The organism is Klebsiella sp. LY (genome assembly GCF_004010915.1).
Classification (GTDB): Bacteria; Pseudomonadota; Gammaproteobacteria; order Enterobacterales; family Enterobacteriaceae; genus Klebsiella; species Klebsiella quasipneumoniae.
In genome coordinates, this window is the sequence record NZ_CP022444.1 from 1,554,952 (window position 1) to 1,578,353 (window position 23,402).

Genomic DNA, 23,402 nt, shown 5'->3' on the forward strand with positions numbered 1-23,402 from the left:
ATCAGTCCGTGATACGTTGCGCATAATAAATGAACCGCCATTCACTGCGCAATTTTTATACTATTTAAATTTGTGTGGACTGATGGTAACGATATAGCGGTAACAGATAACGCTGCGTCTGGGCAATGATTTCTTCGTAATGCGCCGGCTCCAGCGAACGCCACAGGCGTTGATACCAGATATCGGCCCCCTCCCCGCTGACCACCATGTTACCTTCGTAGGTCTGCAGGAATTTGCTCCGCGCTTTCTGCTGCGTCTCTTCGTCCATTAAAATGACATCCTTTTCGGCGTCATAACAGGCTTTCAGCCAGGCGCCACCGCTTTCCGGCAGCAGCAGCAGCGGCTGCGACATCCCCAGCAAATAGCCATCCACCAGCTCATTCAGGTACGCCTGCGCCTCGGCGGGCGCCAGCGGCGGAAAACGCCACTCTCCCTCTTTACGCACAAACAGCCGGCTCTCGCCGGTACCGCCGCTGGCACAGTAGACAAGGTGTTCCAGCCAAAGTTGCATCCCCTGGGAGACGCTCAGCAGCGAAGGCCGCCAGCGCAGCAGCCCGTCCGGCTGCACCTGCTGCAGCCAGCCGGTCAGATTTACGCCGCCGCACTGGAGATCGATCTCCATGCTCTGCGCCTGCTGGCGCTCGGCCATCACCCGCTCGGCCAGGGCCTGCATCTCCAGTCGCTGCGTCTCCCACACCAGTTCGCCAAAGGCGCCATACGGCAGCTCGCCGGCGGCGCGGAAGCGGCGGAACATGGCCGAGACGTCCTGCTCCTCGATAAGGGTATTAAGCAATTGCTGGTTCAGTTGATAACGGCTCAGCCCTTCCAGGGTGAAGGGCTCGTCATCGGGAATATCATCCTCTTCCGCACGGAAATTGACCCGCAGACGCTGCTGAAAGAACGCGCGAACCGGGTGCTGCCAGAAGCGCAGGAGCTGCTCGAACGGCAGGCTGTCTATCGGCGGCGGGGTAAGCGGTTGAATGAAGTCGCTATGCGCCTCCCCCTGCTGGCCGGCGGCAGCCAGCCATTCCCGGGCGTAGCTCTTATTCTCGTTATCCTGGAAATTAGCGACGTCGAACGGCATGCGGGTATGCAGATGGGTGATGTGGGCTTTAACCCGCGCCTCGCTGGCGTCGCAATCAAGCTCCTCATCGCCGGCGAGACAGTGGCTCTGGCCGACGTAATCCACCAGCTCCTGCACCAGCACCGAGGGAAAGCGCTCGCTGTTGTCCTGGATAGAACGGCCGATGTAGCTGATATACAGCGTCTGTTCGGCGGACATCAGCGCCTCCAGGAACAGGTAGCGGTCATCATCGCGCCGGCTGCGGTCGCCGCGCTGCGGCTTCTGGCTCATTAAATCAAAACCCAGCGGCGGCAGCGTTCGCGGATAAACCCCATCGTTCATCCCCAGCAGGCAAACCACTTTGAAAGGAATAGAGCGCATCGGCATCAGGGTGCAGATATTGACCGGGCCGGCGAGAAAGCGCTGGCTGATCCGTTGCTGATCGAGGCGCTGGGCCAGCTCATCGCGCAGCAGCGTCAACGGCACCTGGTCGCCATACTGCGCCTCCAGACCGCTATCAATCACCGCCAGCCACTGCTGCTCAATCAGCGCCAGCGCCGCTTCGGTCTCACTGTCCGGCAGGAAAAAGTCATTCAGCAGATCGCGACAGACCGGCAGCCACTCCGCCAGCGGCCGCTGTTGGGCGAGACCGCGTCGCCACAGGTTAAGCTGCATCAGCAGCGATGCGAGGTTACCTACCAGCTCGGCGATCAAACCGCTGGATTCGTCATAGGGCAGCACCGACTGCCATTCGCCCTCCCGGCTGTCCATCGCGTAGCCCAGCAGCATGCGGGTAAGGCCGAACCGCCAGGTGTGCTGGCCGGTCGCCGGCAGGTCCAGCTCACGGACGTTGTCGTCATCCATTCCCCAGCGGACCCCGGACTCGTTGACCCACTGGCGCAGGTAGCGCAGACCCTCTTCATTGATGTTAAAGCGCGCCGCCAGCACCGGCACGTCCAGCAGCGCCAGCACATCTTCGCTGGCGAAGCGGCTGTCGGGCAGCGAGAGCAAAGTGATAAACGCCTGCAGCACCGGGTGCGACTCGCGGGCGCGGCGATCGGAGATCGCCCACGGCAGCCAGCGGTCGCCGCTGGCGGCGCCAAACACCGCCTGTATATAGGGGCTGTAGCTGTCGATATCCGCCACCATGACGATGATATCCCGCGGCGTGAGCGTCGGATCCGCCTCCAGCATCGCCAGCAGCCGATCGTGCAGAACCTCCACTTCACGCTGCGGACTGTGGCAGACATGAATGCTCAGGCTGCGGTCATCCTGCGCCAGCGGACGTTTGTCGCGACTGTGGGCGAAAGCCTCCGCGCTCTGCCCGGCCACCGCCGCGTTGCGCAGTTCCAGGATATCCGACTGTAGATTATGCAACAGGTTATCGGGAACGATATCGACAAAGGCGTCCAGCTCCTCATAGCGCTCCAGCCCCGCCAGCAGGTAGATATAATCGCGCCCCAATTTACCCCAGGAGGCGAGCAACGGGTTGCCGACATCCTGCTCCCCGGCGTCATTAAACAACCCCGGCGCCTGCTCGGTGTCGCGAAACAGGGGTAGCGCGCGCGCCTCGCGGTGATGGCGCCGCTGACGCGATAGCAGCTTCGCCAGGAACGCCGGATCTTTAATATCACCCCAGTAATAGCGGCAGGGGTTGGTGAACAGCACATAGACATCGACATGCTTACCCAGCGCCTGCAGCGCCTGAAGATAGACCGGCGGCAGCGCGGAAATTCCACAGATAAAGACGCGCGACGGCAGCCCGGCGGGCGGTTCATCCGCCTTTTCCAGGGCGCTGATAAAGCGCTGATAGAGATTGGCGCGGTGCCACTGCGGCTGCCCCAGCTCGGCGGTATAGCGCACCAGCGCTTTCCACAGCGGCGCCTGCCACTGCTGGGCGTCGCCGAGGCCGTCAACCCGCTGGTCGGCCTCCCAGCGCATCAGCCATTCCGGGCGATAAACCAGATATTGGTCATAGAGGTCCGCTACCCGGGCGGCCAGCTGAAACAGCTTGCGCTTGTCGCCGTCATCGCTCAGATACTGGCGCAGCAGGATAAAATCGTCCTCTTCCAGGTGCTGCGGCAGGAGAGTCATCAGCTTCCAGCTCATGCTCTGCTTGCTGAAGGCGCTTTCGCCAGGGATATCCTTCAGGACGCGCACGAACATATCCCAGATAAATCTCGCCGGCAGCGGGAACTCGATGTTGGCGGCAATGCCGAAGCGCGAGGCCAGGGTCATCTGCAGCCACTGCGCCATACCGGTACTCTGCACCAGCACCATTTCAGTCTGAAAAGGGTCATCCAGCCGCTGGCGCTCGACGATAAACTCCATCAACGCTTCGAGAACATCCAGCCGGTTTGAGTGGTAAACCCTTAACATAATTGCTCCTGACTACTGGCTGACCGGGCAATGCAGCCGGGTCATCTGCGCCCGCTTTGCAACGGGCATACTGATCGTTACCGTGATGCTGACACATCTTTGCGCCGATGTCTGCATACGGCTTACCTGTCCGCCTGCCGGCGGAGACGGCGCAGAGAGCTGACTATAGCGCCAGGCGTCGCGCCATAGCTGACGCGTCTTGTTCAGCTGGTGGACCCCTTGCGCCATTCCGCGCTGATAGCCGCCCAGCGCGGTGACCGTTAGCACCATCAGCGCCATCGCCAGAACGGTCTCCGGCAGGCTAAAACCCCGCTGGCGCTTCATGGCATTTGACATAGGCTCACCTCCCTGAGCGGGCAAAAATCGCTCCAGCCATGGGCGGAGAAATGCACTTGCCCGCCGCGCACCTCGCCGGACTGCCAGACCTGCACCTCGCCGCTGGCGCTGCTGAGCAGCAGCGAACCGTCGTCGAAGATGCGCAGACAGGCGCGCCAGCCCTGCTGCGCCTGCTCGCGGCAGGCCAGCGGCGCCTGCGCCGACCAGGCCTGCTGTTTTCCCCACTGTAGCGCCGAATGGGCCACCGCCGTATCGCGGATCGCCTGCGTTTCGCTGGTGGTTTGCGCCAGCAGCGCCCGCTGCTGCAGGTTAAGCCCCTCCAGGAGCAGGCTGCCGAGAGTCAGCAACAGGAGCACCATCAACAGCGACGACATTCCACGCTGGCGGATCACAGGTTATACCCCGTCACCCGCTGCTCCACCTCGGCCGCCAGACCCATCTGCCGGGCAGAGCGCGCTGCCAGCGTCACGCTCAGCTCCGGCGCGAAGCCCTCGGTCAGCCGATGCTGCACCGCAAAGCGCGTCACCACGATAGCGGCCGGATTGGTGATTTTCTCCCATCCGCTTCCGCGGCAGTCGCTGGCTCCGCGCAGAGTCTCCAGCGCGCCGTCGCGCAGGCGAAAGCCGGTGCTCTCCGCCGCTGCCGCGGGGGAGGTTTCCCATGTCCCATTGCTGTTCGCGTCCCAGCGCACAATCAGGCACTCGCCGTCGGCGGCGAGCTCCAGCCCGGCTCCGCCGCACACTCCCCGGCAGTATCCGGCGCGCTGCAGATGCTTCCCCACGGCATGCACCCGCTGCCACAATTCGTTCTCCAGGGCCAGCTGTTCGCCCTGACGCAGAATATGGCGCTGCAGAGCGGGTAGAAAGCGGCAGGCGCCGATCAGCAGCAGCGAGCCTATCGCCATGGCAATAAGCGCCTCCGCGAGGGAAAATCCGCGGCGGCTCACTGACATCCTCCTGCGCTGTCACTGCGGCATAAACGAATCCGCCCCCAGTGTGAAATCACAATGCTCCAGCTGCCGGCCTCGCTCTGCAGACGCAGATTCCCCGCCCAGGCGGTGCTGCGCAGGCCATAGAATCCCAGGCCAGGGGTGACGCCTGCCAGCGAGATCCCCGGCCAGCGCGGGCGCAGCGTTAAGGGCGACCCGGAGGCGCACGCCGGCCCCTCCCCCTGGGCACTCAGGCACCATCCCTCTTCATCCTGGCCGACGCGAAGCACGCGGTCCCGGTTGTAGGCGTTGGCGTCATCGCGCAGGAAAACCAGGAAATCCCGCACCTGAACGGCGGTTTGCCACAGTCGTTGCTGCTGCTGCCAGCGCTGCCAGCCGTACAGGCCGCCGACGCTGAGGATCATCATTAACGTCAGCGTCACCAGGGTTTCCATCAGGGTATAACCATGTTCTCTGTTCATGGCGCAGAGTATGCCGCTGCGGTTAGCCCTGGCGCGACGACGGAAAATGGCTTTCCCGGCCAGACACGCAAAAAAGGTTTGCATGACCAACAGCAGAACATTTTTTTGCGAGCCTCTTTCCAGCTTTCCCGCCCACCAACGCCTGCGGCCAGCGGGCGGGATGAAGCGTTCCTATCGTAATGGCAACGAGGGTAGCCCCCCCTATTCAGGTGGTGAAAACGGCATAAAAAAACCGGCGCCATCAGACGCCGGTTGGTCATATCTGCAGAGGGGGTTAAATCGCCACCGGCGCTTTGATTCCCGGGTGCGGATCGTAACCTTCAATCTCGAAGTCTTCAAAGCGGTAGTCGAATATCGACTCCGGCTTGCGTTTGATGACCAGCTTCGGCAGCGGACGCGGTTCGCGGCTCAGCTGCAGATTGGTCTGCTCGAGATGGTTGCTGTACAGATGAGTGTCGCCACCGGTCCAGACGAAATCGCCGACCTGCAGATCGCACTGCTGCGCCACCATATGCACCAGCAGCGCGTAGCTGGCGATGTTGAACGGCAGGCCGAGGAATACGTCGCAGGAGCGCTGATACAGCTGGCAGGAGAGCTTGCCGTCAGCGACGTAGAACTGGAAGAAGGCGTGGCACGGCGCCAGGGCCATTTTATCCAGCTCGCCGACGTTCCACGCCGAGACGATGATCCGGCGGGAGTCCGGGTCGTTTTTCAGCTGGTCCATCACTGTGCTGATCTGGTCGATATGACGACCGTCCGGCGCAGGCCAGGAACGCCACTGTTTGCCGTAGACCGGTCCCAGGTCGCCATTTTCATCTGCCCACTCGTCCCAGATGGTGACGTTGTTGTCGTGCAGATAGGCGATGTTGGTGTCGCCCTGCAGGAACCACAGCAGTTCATGGATGATGGAGCGTAAATGACAGAGCTTGGTGGTCACCAGCGGGAAGCCTTCCTGCAGGTTAAAACGCATCTGATGGCCGAAAATAGAGATCGTGCCAGTGCCGGTGCGGTCATTTTTTGGCGTGCCCTCGGCGAGCACTTTCTGCATCAAATCAAGATACTGTTTCATGGTTCCTCAAGAATTCAGTTGCTGCGGACGGTGGCGGTAAGCCCAAACCATCATGATGATACCCGCAAGCACCATCGGGATCGAAAGAATCTGCCCCATGCTGATGTACTGCACCCAGCCGCCGGTGAACTGGGCGTCGGGCTGGCGGAAGAATTCCACGATAATGCGGAACAGGCCGTAGCCAATCAGGAACAGGCCGGAAACGGAACCGGTCGGGCGCGGTTTACGGATAAACAGGTTCAGGATCAGGAACAGCACCACGCCTTCCAGCGCCAGCTCGTACAGCTGCGACGCGTGGCGCGGCAGCGCGCCGTAGGTATCAAACAGCGATTGCCATTCCGGATGGGTCGGCAGCAGCGCCAGGTCTTCGGCACGGGAGCCCGGGAAAATCATCGTGTAGTGGAAGCTCGGGTCCACTCGGCCCCACAGCTCGCCGTTGATAAAGTTGCCCAGACGCCCGGCGCCAAGGCCAAACGGGATCAGCGGCGCGATAAAATCGGAGACCTGGAAGAAGGTGCGTTTGGTGCGTCTGGCGAAGATAATCATCACCAGGATCACGCCGATCAGGCCGCCGTGGAACGACATGCCGCCGTCCCAGACGCGGAACAGATACAACGGATCGGCAAGAAATACCGGCAGGTTGTAAAACAGCACGTAACCGATACGGCCGCCCAGAAAGACGCCGAGGAAGCCCGCGTAAAGCAGGTTTTCCACTTCATTTTTCGTCCAGCCGCTGCCCGGACGATTCGCCCGACGGGTGGCCAGCCACATCGCAAAGACAAAGCCCACCAGGTACATCAAACCGTACCAGTGGAGGGAGACCGGGCCTAGAGAAAAAATGACCGGATCGAACTCCGGAAAATGCAGGTAGCCACTATTCATCTGTCACCATAAAGACTTGTTATTCCGCCGAAAGTGGACAGCGGTGATGATCCATGCCCGATTAAAACGGGCACGCCGAAGGAGGCGAATCATAGCATAAGCCAGGAGTGCGATCCGCGCCGGCGTGTAAAAGATATGTATACGGATGCTAACAGAAGCCGTTTCACCGGCTGTACTGTATTTTGCCGGATGGTGTGAACAGAGGATTCCCGGGTTACGGCTTACGCCTCACCCGGGCTATCGCTACCGCCCGCCGCGGATCAGGCCGCCGAGACCGCGACGCTCCATAAAGGCCGCCACCTGATGGCGCACCTCGGCGGTCATCTGGGCTTCGAGGCTGCGACGAGACAGCTCCTGCGCCTCTTCGATATCGATGCGGCGCAGCAGATATTTCACCCTCGCCACCGAGCGGCCGTTCATCGACAGGTGGCGATAACCGAGACCGACAAGGATCGTCACGCACATCGGGTCGCCTGCCATCTCGCCGCACAGTCGCAGATCGATGCCAAAGCGCTCCGCGTCATGAGCGATCATCGCCAGCGCCCGCAATACCGCAGGATGCAGGCTGTCATACATGCTGGCGACCCGGGTATTGTTACGGTCGACGGCCAGCAGGTACTGGGTCAGGTCGTTCGTTCCTACCGAGATAAAATCGATCCGGCTGGCCAGCTGCGGCAGCATAAAGACCATCGACGGCACCTCCAGCATCACCCCCAGACGCGGACGCGGGATGGCGTAGCCGATCATCTCTTCCACTTCCCGACTGGCGCGGTCGATCAGTCGGCGGGCCTCATCGACCTCTTCCAGACTGGTCACCATCGGCAGCAAAATGCTGAGGTTGCCGGTGGCGGCGTTGGCGCGCAGCATCGCCCGCACCTGGATCAAAAAGATCTCCGGCTGATCGAGGGTGATGCGGATCCCGCGCCAGCCGAGGCATGGGTTCTCTTCACTGATCGGCATGTACGGCAGCTGTTTATCCGCGCCGATGTCCAGGGTACGCAGGGTCACCGGTTTGCTGTTAAACATCTGCAGCATGCCCTGATACTGGGCGACTTGCTCCTCTTCAGAGGGGAAGCCGCTCTGCAGCATAAAGGGAATTTCGGTACGGTACAGACCAATGCCGTCCACAAAACTGCCGAGCTTCTCTTCGTGCTCCGGGCTTAAGCCGGCGTTGAGCATGACTTTTACCCGCTCGCCGCTTTTCAACTCCGACGCACGCTGGAGATCGTCCTCCGCCAGGCGGCTGAGCTCGTTCTCTTCACTGATAAGGCGCTGATATTCCTGTAACAGAACAGGTTCAGGATCCACCAGCAGCTCACCGCGATAGCCATCGACAATCAGCGTATGGCCATGCAACAGCGAGGGCTGAATATCGGCGCCCATCACCGTTGGGATGCCAAGGGCCCGCACCATAATGGCGGCATGGGAGTTGGCGGCGCCATCGCGCACTACCACGCCGGCCAGGCGATCCTGCGGCACTTCGGCGAGGGTGGTGGCCGACAGCTCGTCCGCCACGAGGATAATGCGCGCCGGCCAGGTGTTGGGGCCCTGAATACTGTCGTCGAGATGGAACAGCAGACGCTGACCCAGCGTGCGCAGGTCGCCGGCCCGCTCTTTCAGATAGCCGTCGCTCAGCGCGGCAAACTGTTCGGCGAACTTCTCAATGATCTTTTTGACCGCCCACTCGGCGACGGCGCCTTTGTCGACTTCGGCAAAGAGCTCGCGACGCAGGCGGGCATCGGAGAGCAGGTGCGAGTAGAGATCGAAGATCGCCGCCGTCTCTTTTTGCGCGCCGGCGGCGTAGCGTTTGCTGTAGCGACGAAACTCGTTGGCCGCTTCTTCCAGCGCGCCGGTCAGGCGTTCACGTTCCGAGGCGGTATCCAGCGTCGAGGCTTCATACACCTGTTCCATCAGCGGCAGGCTGACGTCCATCCAGCCCTCGGCGATCGCCACCCCGGAAGAGGCCGGCAGCGCGCGAATGCGCGTCTGACGATACTGGCCAAACAGGGCGTTCAGCTGGGACTGGGAGAGGATCGCCGCCATCTGGGTGGCGAGGGTGACGAGGAAAGACTCTTCGCTTTCATCAAACTGGCGCAGCTCACGCTGCTGGACCACCAGCACGCCCAACAGCTGGCGGCGCTGGATGATCGGCACGCCAAGGAAGGCGCGGAAGCGGTCCTCTTTGACGGCGGGGATATACTTGAAGCTGGGGTGTTTTTGCGCATCGGCGAGGTTGATGGGCTCCGCCAGGCGGCCAACCAGCCCCACCAGGCCTTCATCGAACGCCAGCGCAACGGTGCGCCCGCGAGGTTTTTTTAATCCGCGGGTGGCCATCAGGTAATAGCAGCGTCGGTCATTGTCAGCCAGGTAAACCGAGCAGACTTCCGTCTCCATCGCCTGGCAGACATCTGTCACCAGAATATCCAGCGCCTCGTTTAAACGCGGCGCACTCGCGACCTTCTCGACTATTTCTCGCAACCGAGTGAGCATAATGTGCGTGGCTTAACCTCTTTTACGTCGATAAGCAGGCGCGCTTTGCGGCTTAGGGGCGCTCTCCGCCAGCGACATGGTTACGCTGGCGAACTCTTTCATCACCCGGCGGTAGACGTCGCGTTTGAACGACACCACCTGACGAACCGGGTACCAGTAACTCACCCAGCGCCAGCCATCAAATTCAGGCGTGCTGCTGGTTTGCATATTGATGTCCGCGTCGTTACCGATCAACTGCAAAAGAAACCACTTTTGTTTCTGGCCGATACAAACCGGCTTTGTGTCCCAACGCACCAAACGTTTAGGCAACTTGTAACGCAGCCAGTTACGGGTTGAGGCCAGGATCCGCACATCTTTACGGCTTAACCCGACCTCTTCAAACAATTCCCGATACATCGCCTGCTCTGCGGATTCTCCTGGATTTATGCCCCCTTGCGGGAACTGCCACGAGTGCTGACCATAGCGTCGGGCCCACATGACCTGGCCCTGACGATTACAGATTACAATACCGACATTTGGGCGGTAGCCATCGTCATCAATCACCGGACTACCTCAAGATAAGCTTCAATGTGAATGATTGTTTCACACTCGTCGGAAACGGTAAACCACTCTGTTCGCACACTGAGAACGGATAACATTTGAATAACTCACAGTAATTGCCAGAGTTATAAACAGCGAAAGCGCCCGACTGCCGATTTTATTCACTTTTTCTGTGGATAGAGTTGTGAAGAAGTACGGAATTAACCCGGGAAAACCCGGAGTAATCTGAACATCGCACCGCTAACACCTTATAATAATGATAGCATATTCATTAAGTTAGAATATATTCCTTTCACTTATTACAGCATAACGTGACGATCATCACACATACGATCCGCCGACTGATGAAAGATCGAACAATGTCGATTTTATCCACAGATTACGCGCAGGTCGCGGGCAGATTTTCTCTAAAAATTCGATTTTCGTCGCACGTCAAGGCTGTAAATCGAACCAGTAGTGGGGCTTTTCCCCAGTTATCCCACTTTTCTGTGGATAACATGGTGTAAGATCCTGTTTATTGTCAGTGACCAGTTCTGGAAAACCTGTTTTCATGGTTTTCACCCGCAGCGCAATGACCTTAAAAAGGCATATAAATCATGGGATTGGTATAGTTACTCAGAAAACGGTAAACTCTATCCACAATGCGCAAAATTAGCGCTCATTTTTTAGCCAAAGGTGTCGCCCTATGCCCGCTATCGCTCCTCTCTCCTCTCCGCCGCAAAGTCAGGAACAGCTGTTGGCCCAGGCCCGACAGCTGGCCGGCTATACGCTGGGCGAGCTGGCGGCGCTGGCCGGGATCCCCATTCCCCGCGATCTGAAGCGTGATAAAGGCTGGACGGGCATCCTGCTGGAGCTGTGGCTGGGGGCCAGCGCGGGCAGTAAACCCGAACAGGATTTCGCCGCGCTGGGGGTGGAGCTCAAAACGATCCCTATCGACAGCCGGGGTCGTCCGCTGGAGACCACCTTTGTCTGCGTCGCTCCGTTAACCGGCAATAGCGGCGTCACCTGGGAGAGCAGCCATGTGCGGCATAAGCTGCAGCGCGTCCTGTGGATCCCGGTGGAAGGAGAGCGCGCCATTCCTCTGGCGGCGCGGCGCGTCGGCGCACCGCTGCTGTGGAGTCCGAACGAAGAAGAGGAGCGCCAGCTGCGCATGGACTGGGAAGAGCTGATGGATCTTATTGTCCTCGGTGAGGTGGAGCGCATTACCGCCCGCCACGGCGAGGTGCTGCAGTTAAGACCGAAAGCGGCCAACAGCAAGGCGTTGACCGAAGCCATCGGCGCCCGCGGGGAGACGATCCTCACCCTGCCGCGCGGTTTCTACCTGAAAAAGAATTTCACCGCCGCCCTGCTCGCCCGCCATTTCTTGTTACAACACGATTAATTTTTTGTTCTGCGTTGGGGCGTGCATATAATTGCTGCTTTCTATTTTGCAGGACTTTGAACAATGTTATTTGCATGGATAACCGATCCTAACGCCTGGCTGGCGCTGGGCACCTTGACGCTGCTGGAGATCGTGCTCGGGATCGATAATATTATTTTTCTCTCTCTGGTCGTGGCCAAGCTCCCCACCGCCCAGCGCGCTCACGCGCGACGGATCGGTTTAATGGGGGCGATGGTCATGCGCCTGGCGCTGCTGGCCTCTATCGCCTGGGTCGTTAAGCTGACCAACCCGCTCTTCACCGTCCTCGGTCAGGAGATTTCGTTTCGCGATCTGATCTTGCTGTTAGGCGGACTGTTCCTTATCTGGAAAGCCAGTAAAGAGATCCATGAGTCTATCGAAGGTGAAGAGGAGGGGCTGAAAACTAACGTTCACTCCTTCCTCGGCGCCATCGTGCAGATCATGCTGCTGGACATCATCTTTAGCCTCGACTCGGTGATCACCGCCGTCGGTCTGTCGGACCATCTGTTTATTATGATGGCGGCGGTCGTGATTGCGGTGGGGGTAATGATGTTCGCCGCACGACCTATCGGCGATTTCGTTGACCGTCATCCGTCGGTGAAAATGCTGGCGCTGTCGTTCCTGATCCTCGTCGGCTTTACCCTAATGCTGGAAAGTTTCGACGTCCATGTGCCGAAGGGATACATCTACTTCGCCATGTTCTTCTCTATTGCCGTTGAGAGTCTTAACCTGCTGCGCAATAAGAAAAACCCGCTGTAAACCACAAAATTGCAGCCTGGTCACAGGCTGCAACCCTTTTTCAGACTTTACTGCTTTTTATGTCTCACAAATCAGGCTATTAATAGATGGGTATGGGGTGCAGCTACTCAAGAGGTGATGACGATGAAAAAATGGGCAGTATTGATTTCCGCCGTAGGACTGGCGTTCTCGGTTTCCGGTTGCAGCAGCGATTACGTCATGGCGACCAAAGATGGGCGCATGATCCTGACCGACGGTAAACCTACCGTGGATGACGATACCGGTCTTATCAGCTACGAAGATCAGCAGGGTAATAAAATGCAGATCAATCGTGACGACGTTTCGCAAATCATTAAGCGTTAATTTTTCCCCGTCGGCCCCAGCCTCTGTTGACGCTGCGCTTACCGACAACCAGCCTTCTGAGAAGAGTCGGGACACACCAGGACACCGCGGGTTCCACCCACCGCCCCTCCTCGTCACCCGGCTTTTTTGATTTTTTACTTCCTCTTTTTCTCACCCTCTGCCATGTTGATACTCCTTTGTCGGGGAATGCCTGACCTTATAAATAAAAAGGAAGCTGGCTATGCAGTATCACCGTATCCCACACAGTTCACTTGAAATCAGCACCCTCGGGCTGGGAACTATGACCTTTGGCGAGCAAAACAGCGAAGCTGATGCCCATCAGCAGCTCGATTACGCGGTCGCCAACGGCATCAATCTGATCGATGTCGCCGAAATGTACCCTGTCCCGCCGCGCCCGGAGACCCAAGGGCTGACCGAAACCTACGTCGGCAACTGGCTGGCGAAACGCGGCAATCGCGAAAAGCTGGTGCTCGCCTCGAAGGTCAGCGGGCCCGCGCGCAATAACGACAGCAGTATTCGACCAAACCACGTCCTGGACCGGAAAAATATCCGCGAGGCGCTGCACGCCAGCCTGAAGCGTCTGCAGACCGATTATCTCGACCTGTACCAGGTACACTGGCCGCAGCGCCCCACCAACTGCTTTGGCAAACTGGGCTACACCTGGGCCGACGCCGCCCCTGCAGTGACGCTGCTGGATACCCTCGAAGCGCTGACCGAGTTCCAGCGCGCCGGCAAGATCCGCTACATCGGCGTATCGAATGAAACCGCCTTCGGCGTGATGCGTTATCTGCACCTGGCGGATAAGCACGACCTGCCGCGGATCGTGACGATTCAGAATCCTTACAGCCTGCTGAACCGCAGCTTTGAAGTCGGCCTCGCGGAAGTGAGTCAGTTCGAAGGCGTGGAGCTGCTGGCCTACTCCTGCCTGGCTTTCGGCACCCTGACCGGGAAGTACCTCAACGGCGCGAAGCCGGCGGGGGCGCGCAATACGCTGTTCAGCCGCTTTACGCGCTACAGCGGCGAGCAGTCGCAGAAAGCGGTGGCGGCCTATGTGGATATCGCCCGACGTCACGGCCTCGATCCGGCGCAAATGGCGCTGGCCTTTGTGCGTCGGCAGCGGTTTGTCGCCAGCACCCTGCTGGGGGCGACGACCATGGCGCAGCTGCAGGCCAACGTGGAAAGTTTGCAGCTTGAGCTGAGCGAAGAGGTATTAGCGGAGATTGAAGCGGTACATCAGGTTTATACCTACCCGGCACCGTAGCACGACCTGTCGACGCCAGCTTCTGGCGTCGCGTTATTGCCCGGTGGCGGCTACGCCTTACCGGGCCTACGCTACCCAGGGCGGGTAGCCGCCTCAGTAGCCGCGGTAGCCCGGATCAGGCGCAAGCCGCAACCCGGGAGTTTCTCTCTGCCGCGCGCCTGGCAGGGCGACGATTTCAAGTCAACCGCGACGAGAAGTTATTTACGCCGCCCCCAGACCCACAGCGCGGCGATGGCTACAGCAAACACCGCGCCAAAGCCTATTCCCACAGCGACCGGCGGCACGCCCACGCTCACCGCCAGGGAATAGAGCCCCAGCATCAGCAGCATCGCCACGTTTTCGCCCAGGTTCTGTACCGCAATGGCGTTACCCGCCCCGACCGAATGTTTCCCGCGCTCCTGCAGCAGCGCATTCAACGGCACGATAAAGAAGCCGCCGAACACCCCGAGCAGCAGCAACAGACCGAACGCCGGCAGCAGCGACTGCTGCACGGCAAAGGCTATCACCGCGATACCGATCAAAATCCCGGCCGGCATACAGCGCGACACCGTCTCCAGGGTCACCAGCTTCGCCGCCGCCCCGGCACCCAGCACAATCCCCACCGCCACCATCGCATTAAGATAGGTGGGCATGGCGTTGCTGGTAATGCCCAGCGCCACCGGCACCCAGATCACCAGCAGGAAGCGTAGGGTCACGCCAGCGCCCCAGAACAGGCTGGTGCCCATCAGCGAAAAGCGGGTTTCGCCATTGCGCCACAGCGTGCGGCAGGCGCTGAAGAAGCTGTGCGTCATCGGCTTGAAACGCCATGACTGCCCCGGACGCGCCGCCGGCAGCCTGGGTATCCACAGGTTAGCCACCACCGCCCCACCGTAGACCAGCGCGCAGGCGATCAGCGCCGCCAGCACGTGCCAGTCGGCGAGGATCCCGCCGGCCATGGAGCCCAGCAGGATCGCCGCGATGGTCGAGGACTCCATCAGTCCGTTAGCCTTCACTAACTTATCGCCGGTGGTCAGTTCGCCGAGAATGCCATACTTGGCCGGCGAATAGGCGGCGGCGCCAATCCCCACCAGCGTATAGCCGAGAAACGGATTCACGCCGAAGCAGATACAGCCGGCGCCAAGCAGCTTCAGGCCGTTGGCCACCATCATTACCCGGCCTTTGGCAAAGCTGTCGGCGAACTGGCCGACAAAGGGGGCAAAAAGGATGTAAGCGCCCACAAACAACATCTGCAGGACCGGCTGGCTCCACTCCGGATAATAGAGCTGCTTCATCAGCGCCAGGGTGGCGAAGAGAAGCGCATTGTCGCCGAAGGCCGACAGGAACTGGGCGCAGATCACCGCCATCATCCCTTTCGAATACAGCGACGGGTTAGTATGCACTGACTCACTCATGGGTTGTTTCCGCCTCGTCGACCATATTTTTCAGGGTGACATAGTCTGGCTTGCCGCTGCCGAGCACCGGCAGCTGTTTCAGCCAGCGTATATCGCGCGGCACCGCCAGTTCCGGTACGCCGTGCTGGCGAGCGTAGCGCAGCAGGGCTTCGCGAGTCAGTTCAGTATCGGTGGTAAACAGCACCAGCGCCTCGCCTTTGCTGGCGTCCTGTTTAATCGCCGTGGCGTGCATTTTGTCCGGCGACGCGCCGAGGGCCACCTGCTCCACCATCTCAAGAGAGATCATTTCGCCAGCGATTTTGGCGAAGCGCTTCGCACGGCCCTGGATGCGGACATAGCCCTGCTCATCGAAAGTCACGATATCGCCGGTGTCATACCAACCCGCTTCCTTTTCGCCGTGTTGATTTTCCGCCGTCGGCGCTTCCAGCACCCCGGGATTTTCCACCCGCAGGTAGCCTTTCATAATGTTCGGCCCTTTCAGCTGCAGTCGTCCCCCCTGCTCAATGCCAGGCATCGCCAGCAGGCGGGCGTCCATCCCCGGCAGAATCCGCCCCACGGTGCCGACCTTCGCCGCCATGGGCACGTTGATCGAGACCACCGGGGCGCACTCGGTCACACCGTAGCCTTCGAGAATACGCAGGCCGAATTTATCCTGCCACAGCTGTTTGGTGCTCTCCTGCAGCTTCTCCGCCCCGGCGACCACGTAGCGGAGACGATAGAAATCATAGGGGTTAGCGAAGCGAGCATAGTTGGCGAGGAAGGTCGAGGTGCCGAACAGCACCGTGCAGTTGCGATCGTAGACCAGCTCCGGCACCACGCGATAGTGCAGCGGGCTGGGATAGAGAAACACCTCCGCGCCGGTAAGCAGCGGCGTCAGCAGGCCGACGGTGAGGCCAAAAGAGTGGAACAGCGGCAGCGCCGACATAAAGCGGTCGTTAGCGGTAAAGTCGGCGATGGTTTTGATCTGCTCGACGTTGGCCAGCAGGCTTTTATGGCTGTGCACCACCCCTTTCGGGTTGCCCTCCGAGCCGGAGGTGAAGAGGATCATCGCCGCGTCTTCCGGCTGCTGCTTAACCTGCGCCAGACGCGGCGCCAGCAGATGGCCGAAAATCCACAGTTTGTCTGCGGGGGTGATATCGCCTTTGAGATCTTCCAGGAACACCCAACGCACCTGGGTCAGCTGCTCCGGCAGGTGCCAGAGCTTGCCTTTATCAAGGAAGGTACGCGAGGTAAAAATGGTCTTGAGTTCCGCGGCGGCGATGGCGCTGCTGAGTCCTTTCACCCCGGCGGTATAGTTCATCATCGCCGGAATGCGCCCGCGGGCGATCGCGCCGAAAATCACCGCTGCGCTGATGCCGGCGTTGGGCAGCATCAGGCCTATCTTCTCACCCTGCTGGCTGTATTTTTCCAAAATGCGGGCGACAAACAGGGTTTTGGTCAGCAGCTTGCGATAGGTATCCGGCTGGAAATTGATATCCTCCACGCAGGGTTTGCGCGCGCCGAAGCGGTCTTGCGCCGCCAGCAGCGACTCATACAGGGTTTCCCGCGGGCGCACCGCCATCCGGGCCTCCATCATGATCTGATGCAGCATTTCCCCGGCGATTTTGCGCCGGTCGCGGGCGCGCGGCGCCTCGGGCATCGGCAGATGGGTAGGCGGCAGCAGGTGCAGCTGAATCCGCGGGAACAGGCGACGCTTTACCAGCCCCTTCAGCCGGCTGAAGGGCGTCAGTTCAGCGCCTTCAATGCGCAGCGGCACGATGGTCGCCTGCGATTTGGCGGCGACAAAGGCGGCGCCGTCATAAATTTTCATCAGCGAGCCGCTGACCGAGATTCGCCCTTCCGGGAAGATGACCACCGGCCGCCCCTGTTCGATCAGGCGCACCAGATGTTTGATCGACATCGGCTTGGTCGGGTCCAGCGGCACAAAATCGATAATCGGTGTCAGCGCGCGCATAAACCAGCGCTGGCTGATTGAGGTATAGACGGCAAAAACCGGTCGGACCGGCAAAAACAACGCCAGCAGAATGCCGTCGAGGAAAGAGACGTGGTTCGGGGTAATTAAGACTTTTTGCTGGTGCAAAGCCTGCGTGTCGCCGGTCAGTCTGACCCGGTATAACCCCTTGAACAGCAGTCTGAAAAATCCCAATAGCATAACAACTCCATGTGACCGGTGATGAGTCAAAGCAGGTTACACGAGAAGGCGTGGGAAAGCAGTGCGGCGGGGGGATTTTCAGAATAAAAAAAACCTGCGCATCCGCGCAGGCTGGTGTAAGACGTCCAGTACGAAGAGCGTACCTGAGAAACTCACCTATCAATACCTCTGGGATCTCGATTGTCGCGTTTTTCGCCCGCTTCGGGCCAGCGGGAAAACGCAAGTGAGTGAGCCTAAGTGCAACCAGTTATTACGATTTTCGCTATCTGTAACAACGCCGGCGACGGGCAAAAAAAAACCTGCGCATCTGCGCAGGCTGGTGTAAGTAAAGTGGTCAACTTGACGTTGACTCCACCTATCAATACCTCTGGGATAGCCAGAATATCAACCTGCTCGGCGGACAAACCAGCGAACATTCGCAACAGCGCATCGCAAAGTGTAAGCAAAGGTTTGTATTTCCCCGAGCCGGTTTCAATTACTGATAGCGTCAATGTAAACAGGTCACCGATAAGCCCGCTCTGAATCACATTTGCGCCATTCCTTCGCCGCCGCGCCTTGAATCTGCCGCTCTTTCCCGTAACATAGCAGTATGTAAACGCTTACCCTATAAAAGGCATGGTATGGCGACAATTAAGGATGTAGCCCGACTCGCAGGAGTCTCCGTCGCTACCGTCTCCCGCGTCATCAACAACTCTCCCAAAGCCAGCGAAGCCTCGCGTCAGTCCGTGGGCGCGGCGATGGAAACCCTCAACTATCACCCCAACGCGAACGCCCGGGCGCTGGCCCAGCAGTCCACGGAAACCGTCGGCCTGGTGGTGGGCGATGTCTCCGACCCCTTCTTCGGCGCGATGGTCAAAGCCGTCGAACAGGTGGCCTACCGCACCGGCAATTTTTTGCTGATTGGCAATGGCTACCACAACGTGCAAAAGGAGCGCCAGGCGATAGAGCAGCTGATCCGCCACCGCTGCGCGGCGCTGGTGGTGCATGCCAAAATGATCCCCGATGAGGAACTCGCCGGGCTGATGAAACAGATCCCCGGCATGGTGCTGATCAACCGCATCCTGCCCGGATATGAAACCCGCTGCGTGGCGCTGGACGATCGCTACGGCGCCTGGCTGGCGACCCGCCATCTGATCCAGCAGGGGCACACGCGTATCGGCTATCTGTGCTCAAACCACGATATCTCTGATGCGGAAGATCGCCTGCAGGGGTACTACGCGGCGCTGGAGGAGAGCGGCCTGCCGTGCAACGACCGGCTGGTCACGTTTGCCGAGCCGGATGAAAGCGGCGGCGAACAGGCGATGACCGAACTGCTTGGCCGCGGCCGCCACTTTAGCGCTGTCGCCTGCTATAACGACTCGATGGCCGCCGGCGCGATGGGGGTGCTGAACGACAACGGTATCGACGTCCCGCGGGAAATTTCGCTGATCGGCTTCGACGATGTCCTGATTTCGCGCTATGTCCGCCCGCGGCTGACCACTGTCCGTTACCCGATCGTCACGATGGCGACCCAGGCGGCCGAGCTGGCCTTAGCCCTGGCGGAGCAGCGCCCGGCGCCGGAGATCACCCACCTGTTCAGCCCGACGCTGGTGCGCCGTCATTCGGTGGTGGCCCCGCAGGAAGGCGATAAGTCGTAGCGATAGAGATGCACGGCGGTGGCCGGGTAATCCAGCCCCTCGCCGATGTAGCGCCAGCCGAAGCGTTCATAAAAATCGCGGCAGGTGGAGTAGAGATAAAGCTCTTGATAGCCCGCGCGGCGGGCATAATCGATCACATGCCGCTGCAGCTGTCCGGCCAGCCCCTGACCGCGAGCGGCGGGCGCGACGTACAGCGCCGCCAGCCAGGGAAACAGATCCTGGCGGCTTATCAAATCGCAGCGCCAGAGGCCAATCGTTCCGAGCAGTTGCTCCCCTTCCACGGCAATAAAGGTCAGCGGTAGCGCCTCCGCCGTCTGGCTATGCTGCACAATGCTGGCGAAAAATTCCCGCGGCAGCGCCTCGCCGCCAAAGGCCTGCCACAGCCAGTCGGTCACCTGCCGGGCGAACTGCGGCGCGGCGTACAGCGGCAGGATCGTCATACCAGCTTCCCCTGAAAAATCGGCACCGAATCGAACAGATAGCCGTCAAAGTCCGGGGCGTCTTCATCGGACAGCTCCAGCAGACTGTTTTTGACGTTTTCCAGATGCTGCCACATCGCCTGCCAGGCGCCCATCACATCGCGACGCCGCAGCGCGGCGAGCAGCGTCTGCCGGTCGCCGAGCCACTTCAGCCGCCAGGCGCGGCTGGCAATATGCACATTGAACTGCTGCCACAGCGGGCTGCTGTCCATCTGCAGCCAGATCCGCTCCACCGTCGCCAACAGCATCTGGTTCTGCGTCGCCCCGGCCAGCACCAGATGGAACAGGCGGGCGTTATCCTGGGCGGTGTCGTTGAGGGCGATAGCCCGCTGCTCCTGCTCGATAATCCGCTTCAGATTGTCGATATCGGCGCGGGTGGCCATTTTCGCGGCAAAGGCGGCGATATTGCTCTCCAGCAGCTGGCGCGCCTGGAGAATTTCAAACGGACCGACGTCGCTGCTGAGCAACTGCTCTTCTTCGCTGTCGTTTTCATGCGGGATACGCATGACGTACACCCCGGATCCCTGACGGATATCCACCGTCCCCTGCAGCTCCAGCATCAGCAGCGCTTCGCGCACAATGGTCCGGCTGACGCCATAGGTTTCGGCAATATGGCGTTCCGGCGGCAAACGCGACCCGACCGGGTAGCGCCCCTGCGCAATCTGGGCGCGCAGGTCATCACCAATCTCCTGATAGGGCTTCTTTTCCGGCGGAATTATCGCTTTTTCCACAAAATCACCTGTGCGTTACATGCCTGCGAGTCAAATACGCCGCTATCTTAGCAAAGATTGCTCCCGGCTAGCGGTATTCATCGTCGATATCCAGCACCAGCTCACGCCGTTCGCCGAGCTGACGAAACCAGTGCGCCGAAGCTTTGGGCCGCCGGGCGCGATGGTTTTGCAGATCGATTTCGATTAGCCCGTAGCGGTTTTTAAAGGCGTTCATCGGCGACACGTTGTCGGTAAACGCCCACAGCATATAGCCCTGGCAGTTGGCCCCTGCCTCGCGGGCGCACAGGGTGTGCCAGAGATGTTCGCTGATAAAACGAATGCGGTAGCTGTCATCGATGACGCCTTCGCGGTTACGGAACTGGCCTTCGTTTTCCACCCCCATCCCGCTCTCGGCCACGAACCACGGGATGTTGCGATAGTCATTTTTGATCCGCATCGCCATATCAAAGATGATTTGCGGGTAGATTTCCCAGCCGCGGGAGGCGTTCATCCGCCGGCCGGGCAGCTCAAACGGCTCATAATACCAGGCTGGATGGAACGGGGTATGCGGATGCCAGGCCCGCGACGGGGCTTTGACCCGGTGCGGATAGTAAAGGTTAATCCCCAGCTCATCGACGGTGTGCTCGCGGATAATCGCCAGCTCCTCAGCGCTGGCCTGCCACGTCACCTGATGCTGCTCAAGCAGCGCGAGAAGCGCCGGCGGCCAGACCCCGTGCACCAGTGGGTCGAGAAACATACGGTTGTAGAACAGATCGTAGATCTCCGCCGCGCGCAGGTCATGCGGGGCGCGGGAGCGTGGGTAGGTCACCTCCGGATTGAGGATGCAGCCAACGGTCCCGGGATAGCCGAGTTCGCGAAATCGCTTCACCACGCAGGCGGTCGCCAGCACCTTATGGTAGTTCCACTGCATCCAGGTGCTGGTGTTCTGCTCATAGGGCCAGCGCAGGGCATCCAGATAGACCCGGGTCTGCACCACGATCGGCTCATTAAAGGTAAACCAGCGGGTTACCTTCAGGTGGTAGCGGGCAAAGACCTGCTCCGCGTAGCGCACAAACAGCTCAACCACTTTTTTCGACCCCCAGCCGCCATACTTTTCCAGCAGATAGCCCGGTAATTCGTAATGCTCAAGGCAGATCATCGGCGTAATGCCGTTGGCCAGTAGCGCATCGAACAGCTGGTCGTAATAGGCCGCATACTCCTCATCCACCGTGACGTTTTCATAGTCGATCAGAAAGCGCGACCAGTTGATCGAGGTGCGGTAGTGGGTCAGCCCGGCCAGCTTCATCAGCTGCACGTCTTCCTGAAAGCGGTTAATAAAATCGGTAGCCACCGCCGGGCCATAGCCGTTATGCCAGACGTGGCGGTCGTTTTTGTACCAGAGATCGGGCCAGGAGTCCTGCCCCGGTTTTTTTCCGCTCCAGCCCTCGGTCTGCCAGGCGGAAGCCGCCGCGCCAAGGATAAAATCATCGGGAATGGTCATCCGTACGGTAGTCATAGGCTCCTCAGACAGGGTTGGCGGTCTGTTGATTGTCGGCCTGACGCTGTGCGGCATCGGCACGGCGGGAGGCAATTTTGACGAAAGGCAGATAGATAAGCACCGCGACGACGATGCAGATAAGCTGGGTCACCACCGCTCCCATCGAGCCGGCGGTGGACAGCCAGGCGTTGATCAGCGGCGGCGTGGTCCAGGGCACCATCACCACCGCCTTGCCGGCGAAGCCGGTCAGGGTGGCGAAATAGCCGATGCTGCCGGTCACCAGCGGGGTGATGATAAACGGGATGGCGAGGATCGGGTTGAGCATGATCGGCATCCCGAAGATCACCGGCTCGTTAATATTGAACAGCCCCGGGCCTATCGACAGCTTGGCGATCTCTTTCATCTCTTTGCGCCTGGTGGCGATCATCACCGCAATCAGCAGGCCGATGGTCAGCCCCGAGCCGCCGATGCTCATGTAAACATCCCAGAAGGGCATCGTGATGATGTTCGGTACCTCTTTCCCCTGCCCAAAGGCGCTCATATTGACGGTGATCGCCCCCAGCAGCAGCGGCTCGCGGATCGGCTTGATCATCTGGTTGCCGTGAATACCGATCACCCAGAACAGCTGGGCGACGAACATCAGCAGCAGGATCCCCGGCAGGCTCTGCACCACCCGCTCCAGCGGCTGCTGCACCACCTGGTAGACCGCATCGTAGAGATACATTCCCGTCAGCTGGTGGAAGAGAAAACCAAAGGTGGCGATCGCGGTGGTGGTGATGATCGCCGGGATCAGCGCGGAAAAAGAGGCAGAAACGTTCGGCGGCACGGTATCCGGCATCTTGATCTTCAGCCCCTTGCGCCCCTCCAGCCAGCAGTAAATCTCGACCGACAGAATGGCGATGAACATTCCGAGGAACAGACTACGGGTATCGGAGAACTGACGCAGCAGGACATCTTTCACCACGTGCATCTGGCCATCGACCATCATCTCCACCGTGGTCGGCGTGACGCAGATAAAGCAGATCACCGCCAGCAGGCCGGGAAACAGGCTTTTGATGCCGTTGATCCGCCCCAGCTCAATGCCGATCAGAAACACGGCGCCGATATTGAGGAAGTTGAGCGTGGCGTAGTTCAGCGCGCTGGTGATCGGCTTCAGAGCCGCGAGAAAGGAGAGTGAGGAAAAGCTGGCGAGCCCATTCTTCGGATCCAGCACCATATTGGAGATCAGCACCGAAAAGGCCCCGACGATGATCACCGGCATCAGGGTAATAAACGCCGATTTGATCGCCATAATGTAGCGATAGCTGTTGAATGTCGTCGCGAAACGCCCCAGCGCGTCGATCAGTTTGTCCTGTAATGCCATAAAAGAGTACCTCAGAGTAAAGGGCTTATTGCGGCCAGGTGGACAGCCAGTGACTTTTGGCATACCAAAACATAGTCGCCAGGCAAAAATTGTTCTGTGACAGCGCTCGCAACCCGCTTCGTGGTATCCCAAATATCGATAAAAACAGCCATTGGCATACCAGATAACGCCGGTTGGTCAGTTCCTGCTAAAAGCGTGATCGCGATGGTTTTTCCGCCCCGCCCCGTCGATATGTCCCTTTT

Annotated in this window: 20 protein-coding genes and 1 pseudogene; 6 read left to right on the forward strand and 15 right to left on the reverse strand. The window is 59.7% G+C overall.

Going from position 1 to position 23,402, the window contains the following annotated elements; translation table 11 throughout:
* Positions 1-64 precede the first annotated feature (64 nt).
* The 9 genes from recC to rppH form a co-directional block, all read right to left on the reverse strand.
* A complete protein-coding gene (gene recC / locus CE636_RS10370; protein WP_017899233.1) occupies positions 65-3,442 on the reverse strand; it encodes an exodeoxyribonuclease V subunit gamma in 3,378 nt (1,125 codons plus the stop codon).
* A 12-nt stretch (positions 3,443-3,454) separates the two neighbouring features.
* Positions 3,455-3,778, reverse strand: coding sequence for a prepilin-type N-terminal cleavage/methylation domain-containing protein (locus tag CE636_RS10375; RefSeq protein WP_004205450.1), 324 nt, complete (start codon positions 3,776-3,778; stop codon positions 3,455-3,457).
* On the reverse strand, positions 3,763-4,170 hold the full coding sequence (locus CE636_RS10380; protein WP_017899234.1) for a DUF2509 family protein: 408 nt from the start codon (positions 4,168-4,170) through the stop codon (positions 3,763-3,765). Before CE636_RS10380 ends, CE636_RS10375 begins: the two co-directional genes overlap by 16 nt.
* A complete protein-coding gene (locus CE636_RS10385) occupies positions 4,167-4,724 on the reverse strand; it encodes a prepilin peptidase-dependent protein (protein ID WP_004205448.1) in 558 nt (185 codons plus the stop codon). The genes CE636_RS10380 and CE636_RS10385 overlap by 4 nt, the downstream gene beginning before the upstream one ends.
* Complete coding sequence (locus tag CE636_RS10390) at positions 4,721-5,272, reverse strand: prepilin peptidase-dependent protein (protein WP_004205447.1); 552 nt, start codon at positions 5,270-5,272, stop codon at positions 4,721-4,723. Before CE636_RS10390 ends, CE636_RS10385 begins: the two co-directional genes overlap by 4 nt.
* Positions 5,273-5,462: 190 nt before the next feature.
* Entirely contained in the window at positions 5,463-6,257 is a 795-nt protein-coding gene (thyA, locus tag CE636_RS10395; protein WP_017899235.1) for a thymidylate synthase, read from the reverse strand.
* A 6-nt stretch (positions 6,258-6,263) separates the two neighbouring features.
* Positions 6,264-7,139, reverse strand: a complete 876-nt coding sequence (gene lgt / locus CE636_RS10400) for a prolipoprotein diacylglyceryl transferase (RefSeq protein WP_004205445.1) — start codon at positions 7,137-7,139, stop codon at positions 6,264-6,266.
* A 243-nt stretch (positions 7,140-7,382) separates the two neighbouring features.
* A complete protein-coding gene (gene ptsP, locus CE636_RS10405; RefSeq protein WP_004205444.1) occupies positions 7,383-9,629 on the reverse strand; it encodes a phosphoenolpyruvate--protein phosphotransferase in 2,247 nt (748 codons plus the stop codon).
* Positions 9,630-9,641: 12 nt separating this feature from the next.
* Positions 9,642-10,172 (reverse strand): RNA pyrophosphohydrolase, encoded by a 531-nt coding sequence (gene rppH, locus CE636_RS10410; protein WP_004205443.1) that lies wholly within the window; start codon positions 10,170-10,172, stop codon positions 9,642-9,644.
* A 453-nt stretch (positions 10,173-10,625) separates the two neighbouring features.
* Here rppH and CE636_RS10425 point away from each other — a divergent pair.
* The 5 genes and pseudogenes from CE636_RS10425 to CE636_RS10445 all read left to right on the forward strand — a co-directional run.
* Positions 10,626-10,766, forward strand: a pseudogene (locus tag CE636_RS10425) (hypothetical protein); the annotation flags it as partial.
* Positions 10,767-10,854: 88 nt separating this feature from the next.
* The gene (gene mutH, locus CE636_RS10430; RefSeq protein ID WP_017899236.1) at positions 10,855-11,550 is read left to right on the forward strand and encodes a DNA mismatch repair endonuclease MutH; all 696 of its coding nucleotides are present in this window, start codon (positions 10,855-10,857) and stop codon (positions 11,548-11,550) included.
* Between the two features lie 63 nt (positions 11,551-11,613).
* Positions 11,614-12,327: a TerC family protein gene (locus tag CE636_RS10435; protein WP_004205441.1), complete on the forward strand. Its 714-nt coding sequence runs from the start codon at positions 11,614-11,616 to the stop codon at positions 12,325-12,327.
* A 123-nt stretch (positions 12,328-12,450) separates the two neighbouring features.
* The gene (locus tag CE636_RS10440) at positions 12,451-12,669 is read left to right on the forward strand and encodes a YgdI/YgdR family lipoprotein (RefSeq protein ID WP_002915974.1); all 219 of its coding nucleotides are present in this window, start codon (positions 12,451-12,453) and stop codon (positions 12,667-12,669) included.
* Between the two features lie 220 nt (positions 12,670-12,889).
* Positions 12,890-13,930, forward strand: coding sequence for an NADP(H)-dependent aldo-keto reductase (locus CE636_RS10445; protein WP_017899237.1), 1,041 nt, complete (start codon positions 12,890-12,892; stop codon positions 13,928-13,930).
* A gap of 197 nt (positions 13,931-14,127) precedes the next feature.
* Here the strand turns inward: CE636_RS10445 and lplT are convergent, their stop codons facing one another.
* Both lplT and aas read right to left on the reverse strand, forming a co-directional pair.
* Positions 14,128-15,321 carry a lysophospholipid transporter LplT gene (lplT, locus tag CE636_RS10450; RefSeq protein ID WP_017899238.1) on the reverse strand — a complete coding sequence of 398 codons (1,194 nt, stop codon included), beginning with the start codon at positions 15,319-15,321 and terminating at the stop codon, positions 14,128-14,130.
* Positions 15,314-17,473, reverse strand: a complete 2,160-nt coding sequence (gene aas / locus CE636_RS10455; protein WP_017899239.1) for a bifunctional acyl-ACP--phospholipid O-acyltransferase/long-chain-fatty-acid--ACP ligase — start codon at positions 17,471-17,473, stop codon at positions 15,314-15,316. Before aas ends, lplT begins: the two co-directional genes overlap by 8 nt.
* Positions 17,474-18,093: 620 nt before the next feature.
* On the opposite strand from aas, the gene galR reads away from it, so the two are divergent.
* Positions 18,094-19,110, forward strand: a complete 1,017-nt coding sequence (galR, locus tag CE636_RS10465; RefSeq protein ID WP_002915981.1) for an HTH-type transcriptional regulator GalR — start codon at positions 18,094-18,096, stop codon at positions 19,108-19,110.
* On the opposite strand, the gene CE636_RS10470 is transcribed toward galR, so the two are convergent.
* From CE636_RS10470 to CE636_RS10485, 4 genes are all read right to left on the reverse strand, one after another.
* The gene (locus tag CE636_RS10470) at positions 19,071-19,550 is read right to left on the reverse strand and encodes a GNAT family N-acetyltransferase (protein WP_017899241.1); all 480 of its coding nucleotides are present in this window, start codon (positions 19,548-19,550) and stop codon (positions 19,071-19,073) included. The genes galR and CE636_RS10470 overlap by 40 nt on opposite strands.
* Entirely contained in the window at positions 19,547-20,320 is a 774-nt protein-coding gene (locus CE636_RS10475; RefSeq protein WP_004205433.1) for a GntR family transcriptional regulator, read from the reverse strand. Before CE636_RS10475 ends, CE636_RS10470 begins: the two co-directional genes overlap by 4 nt.
* 67 nt (positions 20,321-20,387) lie before the next feature.
* Positions 20,388-21,815 carry a glycoside hydrolase family 1 protein gene (locus CE636_RS10480; RefSeq protein ID WP_017899242.1) on the reverse strand — a complete coding sequence of 476 codons (1,428 nt, stop codon included), beginning with the start codon at positions 21,813-21,815 and terminating at the stop codon, positions 20,388-20,390.
* A 7-nt stretch (positions 21,816-21,822) separates the two neighbouring features.
* Positions 21,823-23,160: a PTS sugar transporter subunit IIC gene (locus CE636_RS10485; protein WP_017899243.1), complete on the reverse strand. Its 1,338-nt coding sequence runs from the start codon at positions 23,158-23,160 to the stop codon at positions 21,823-21,825.
* Positions 23,161-23,402: the final 242 nt, after the last annotated feature.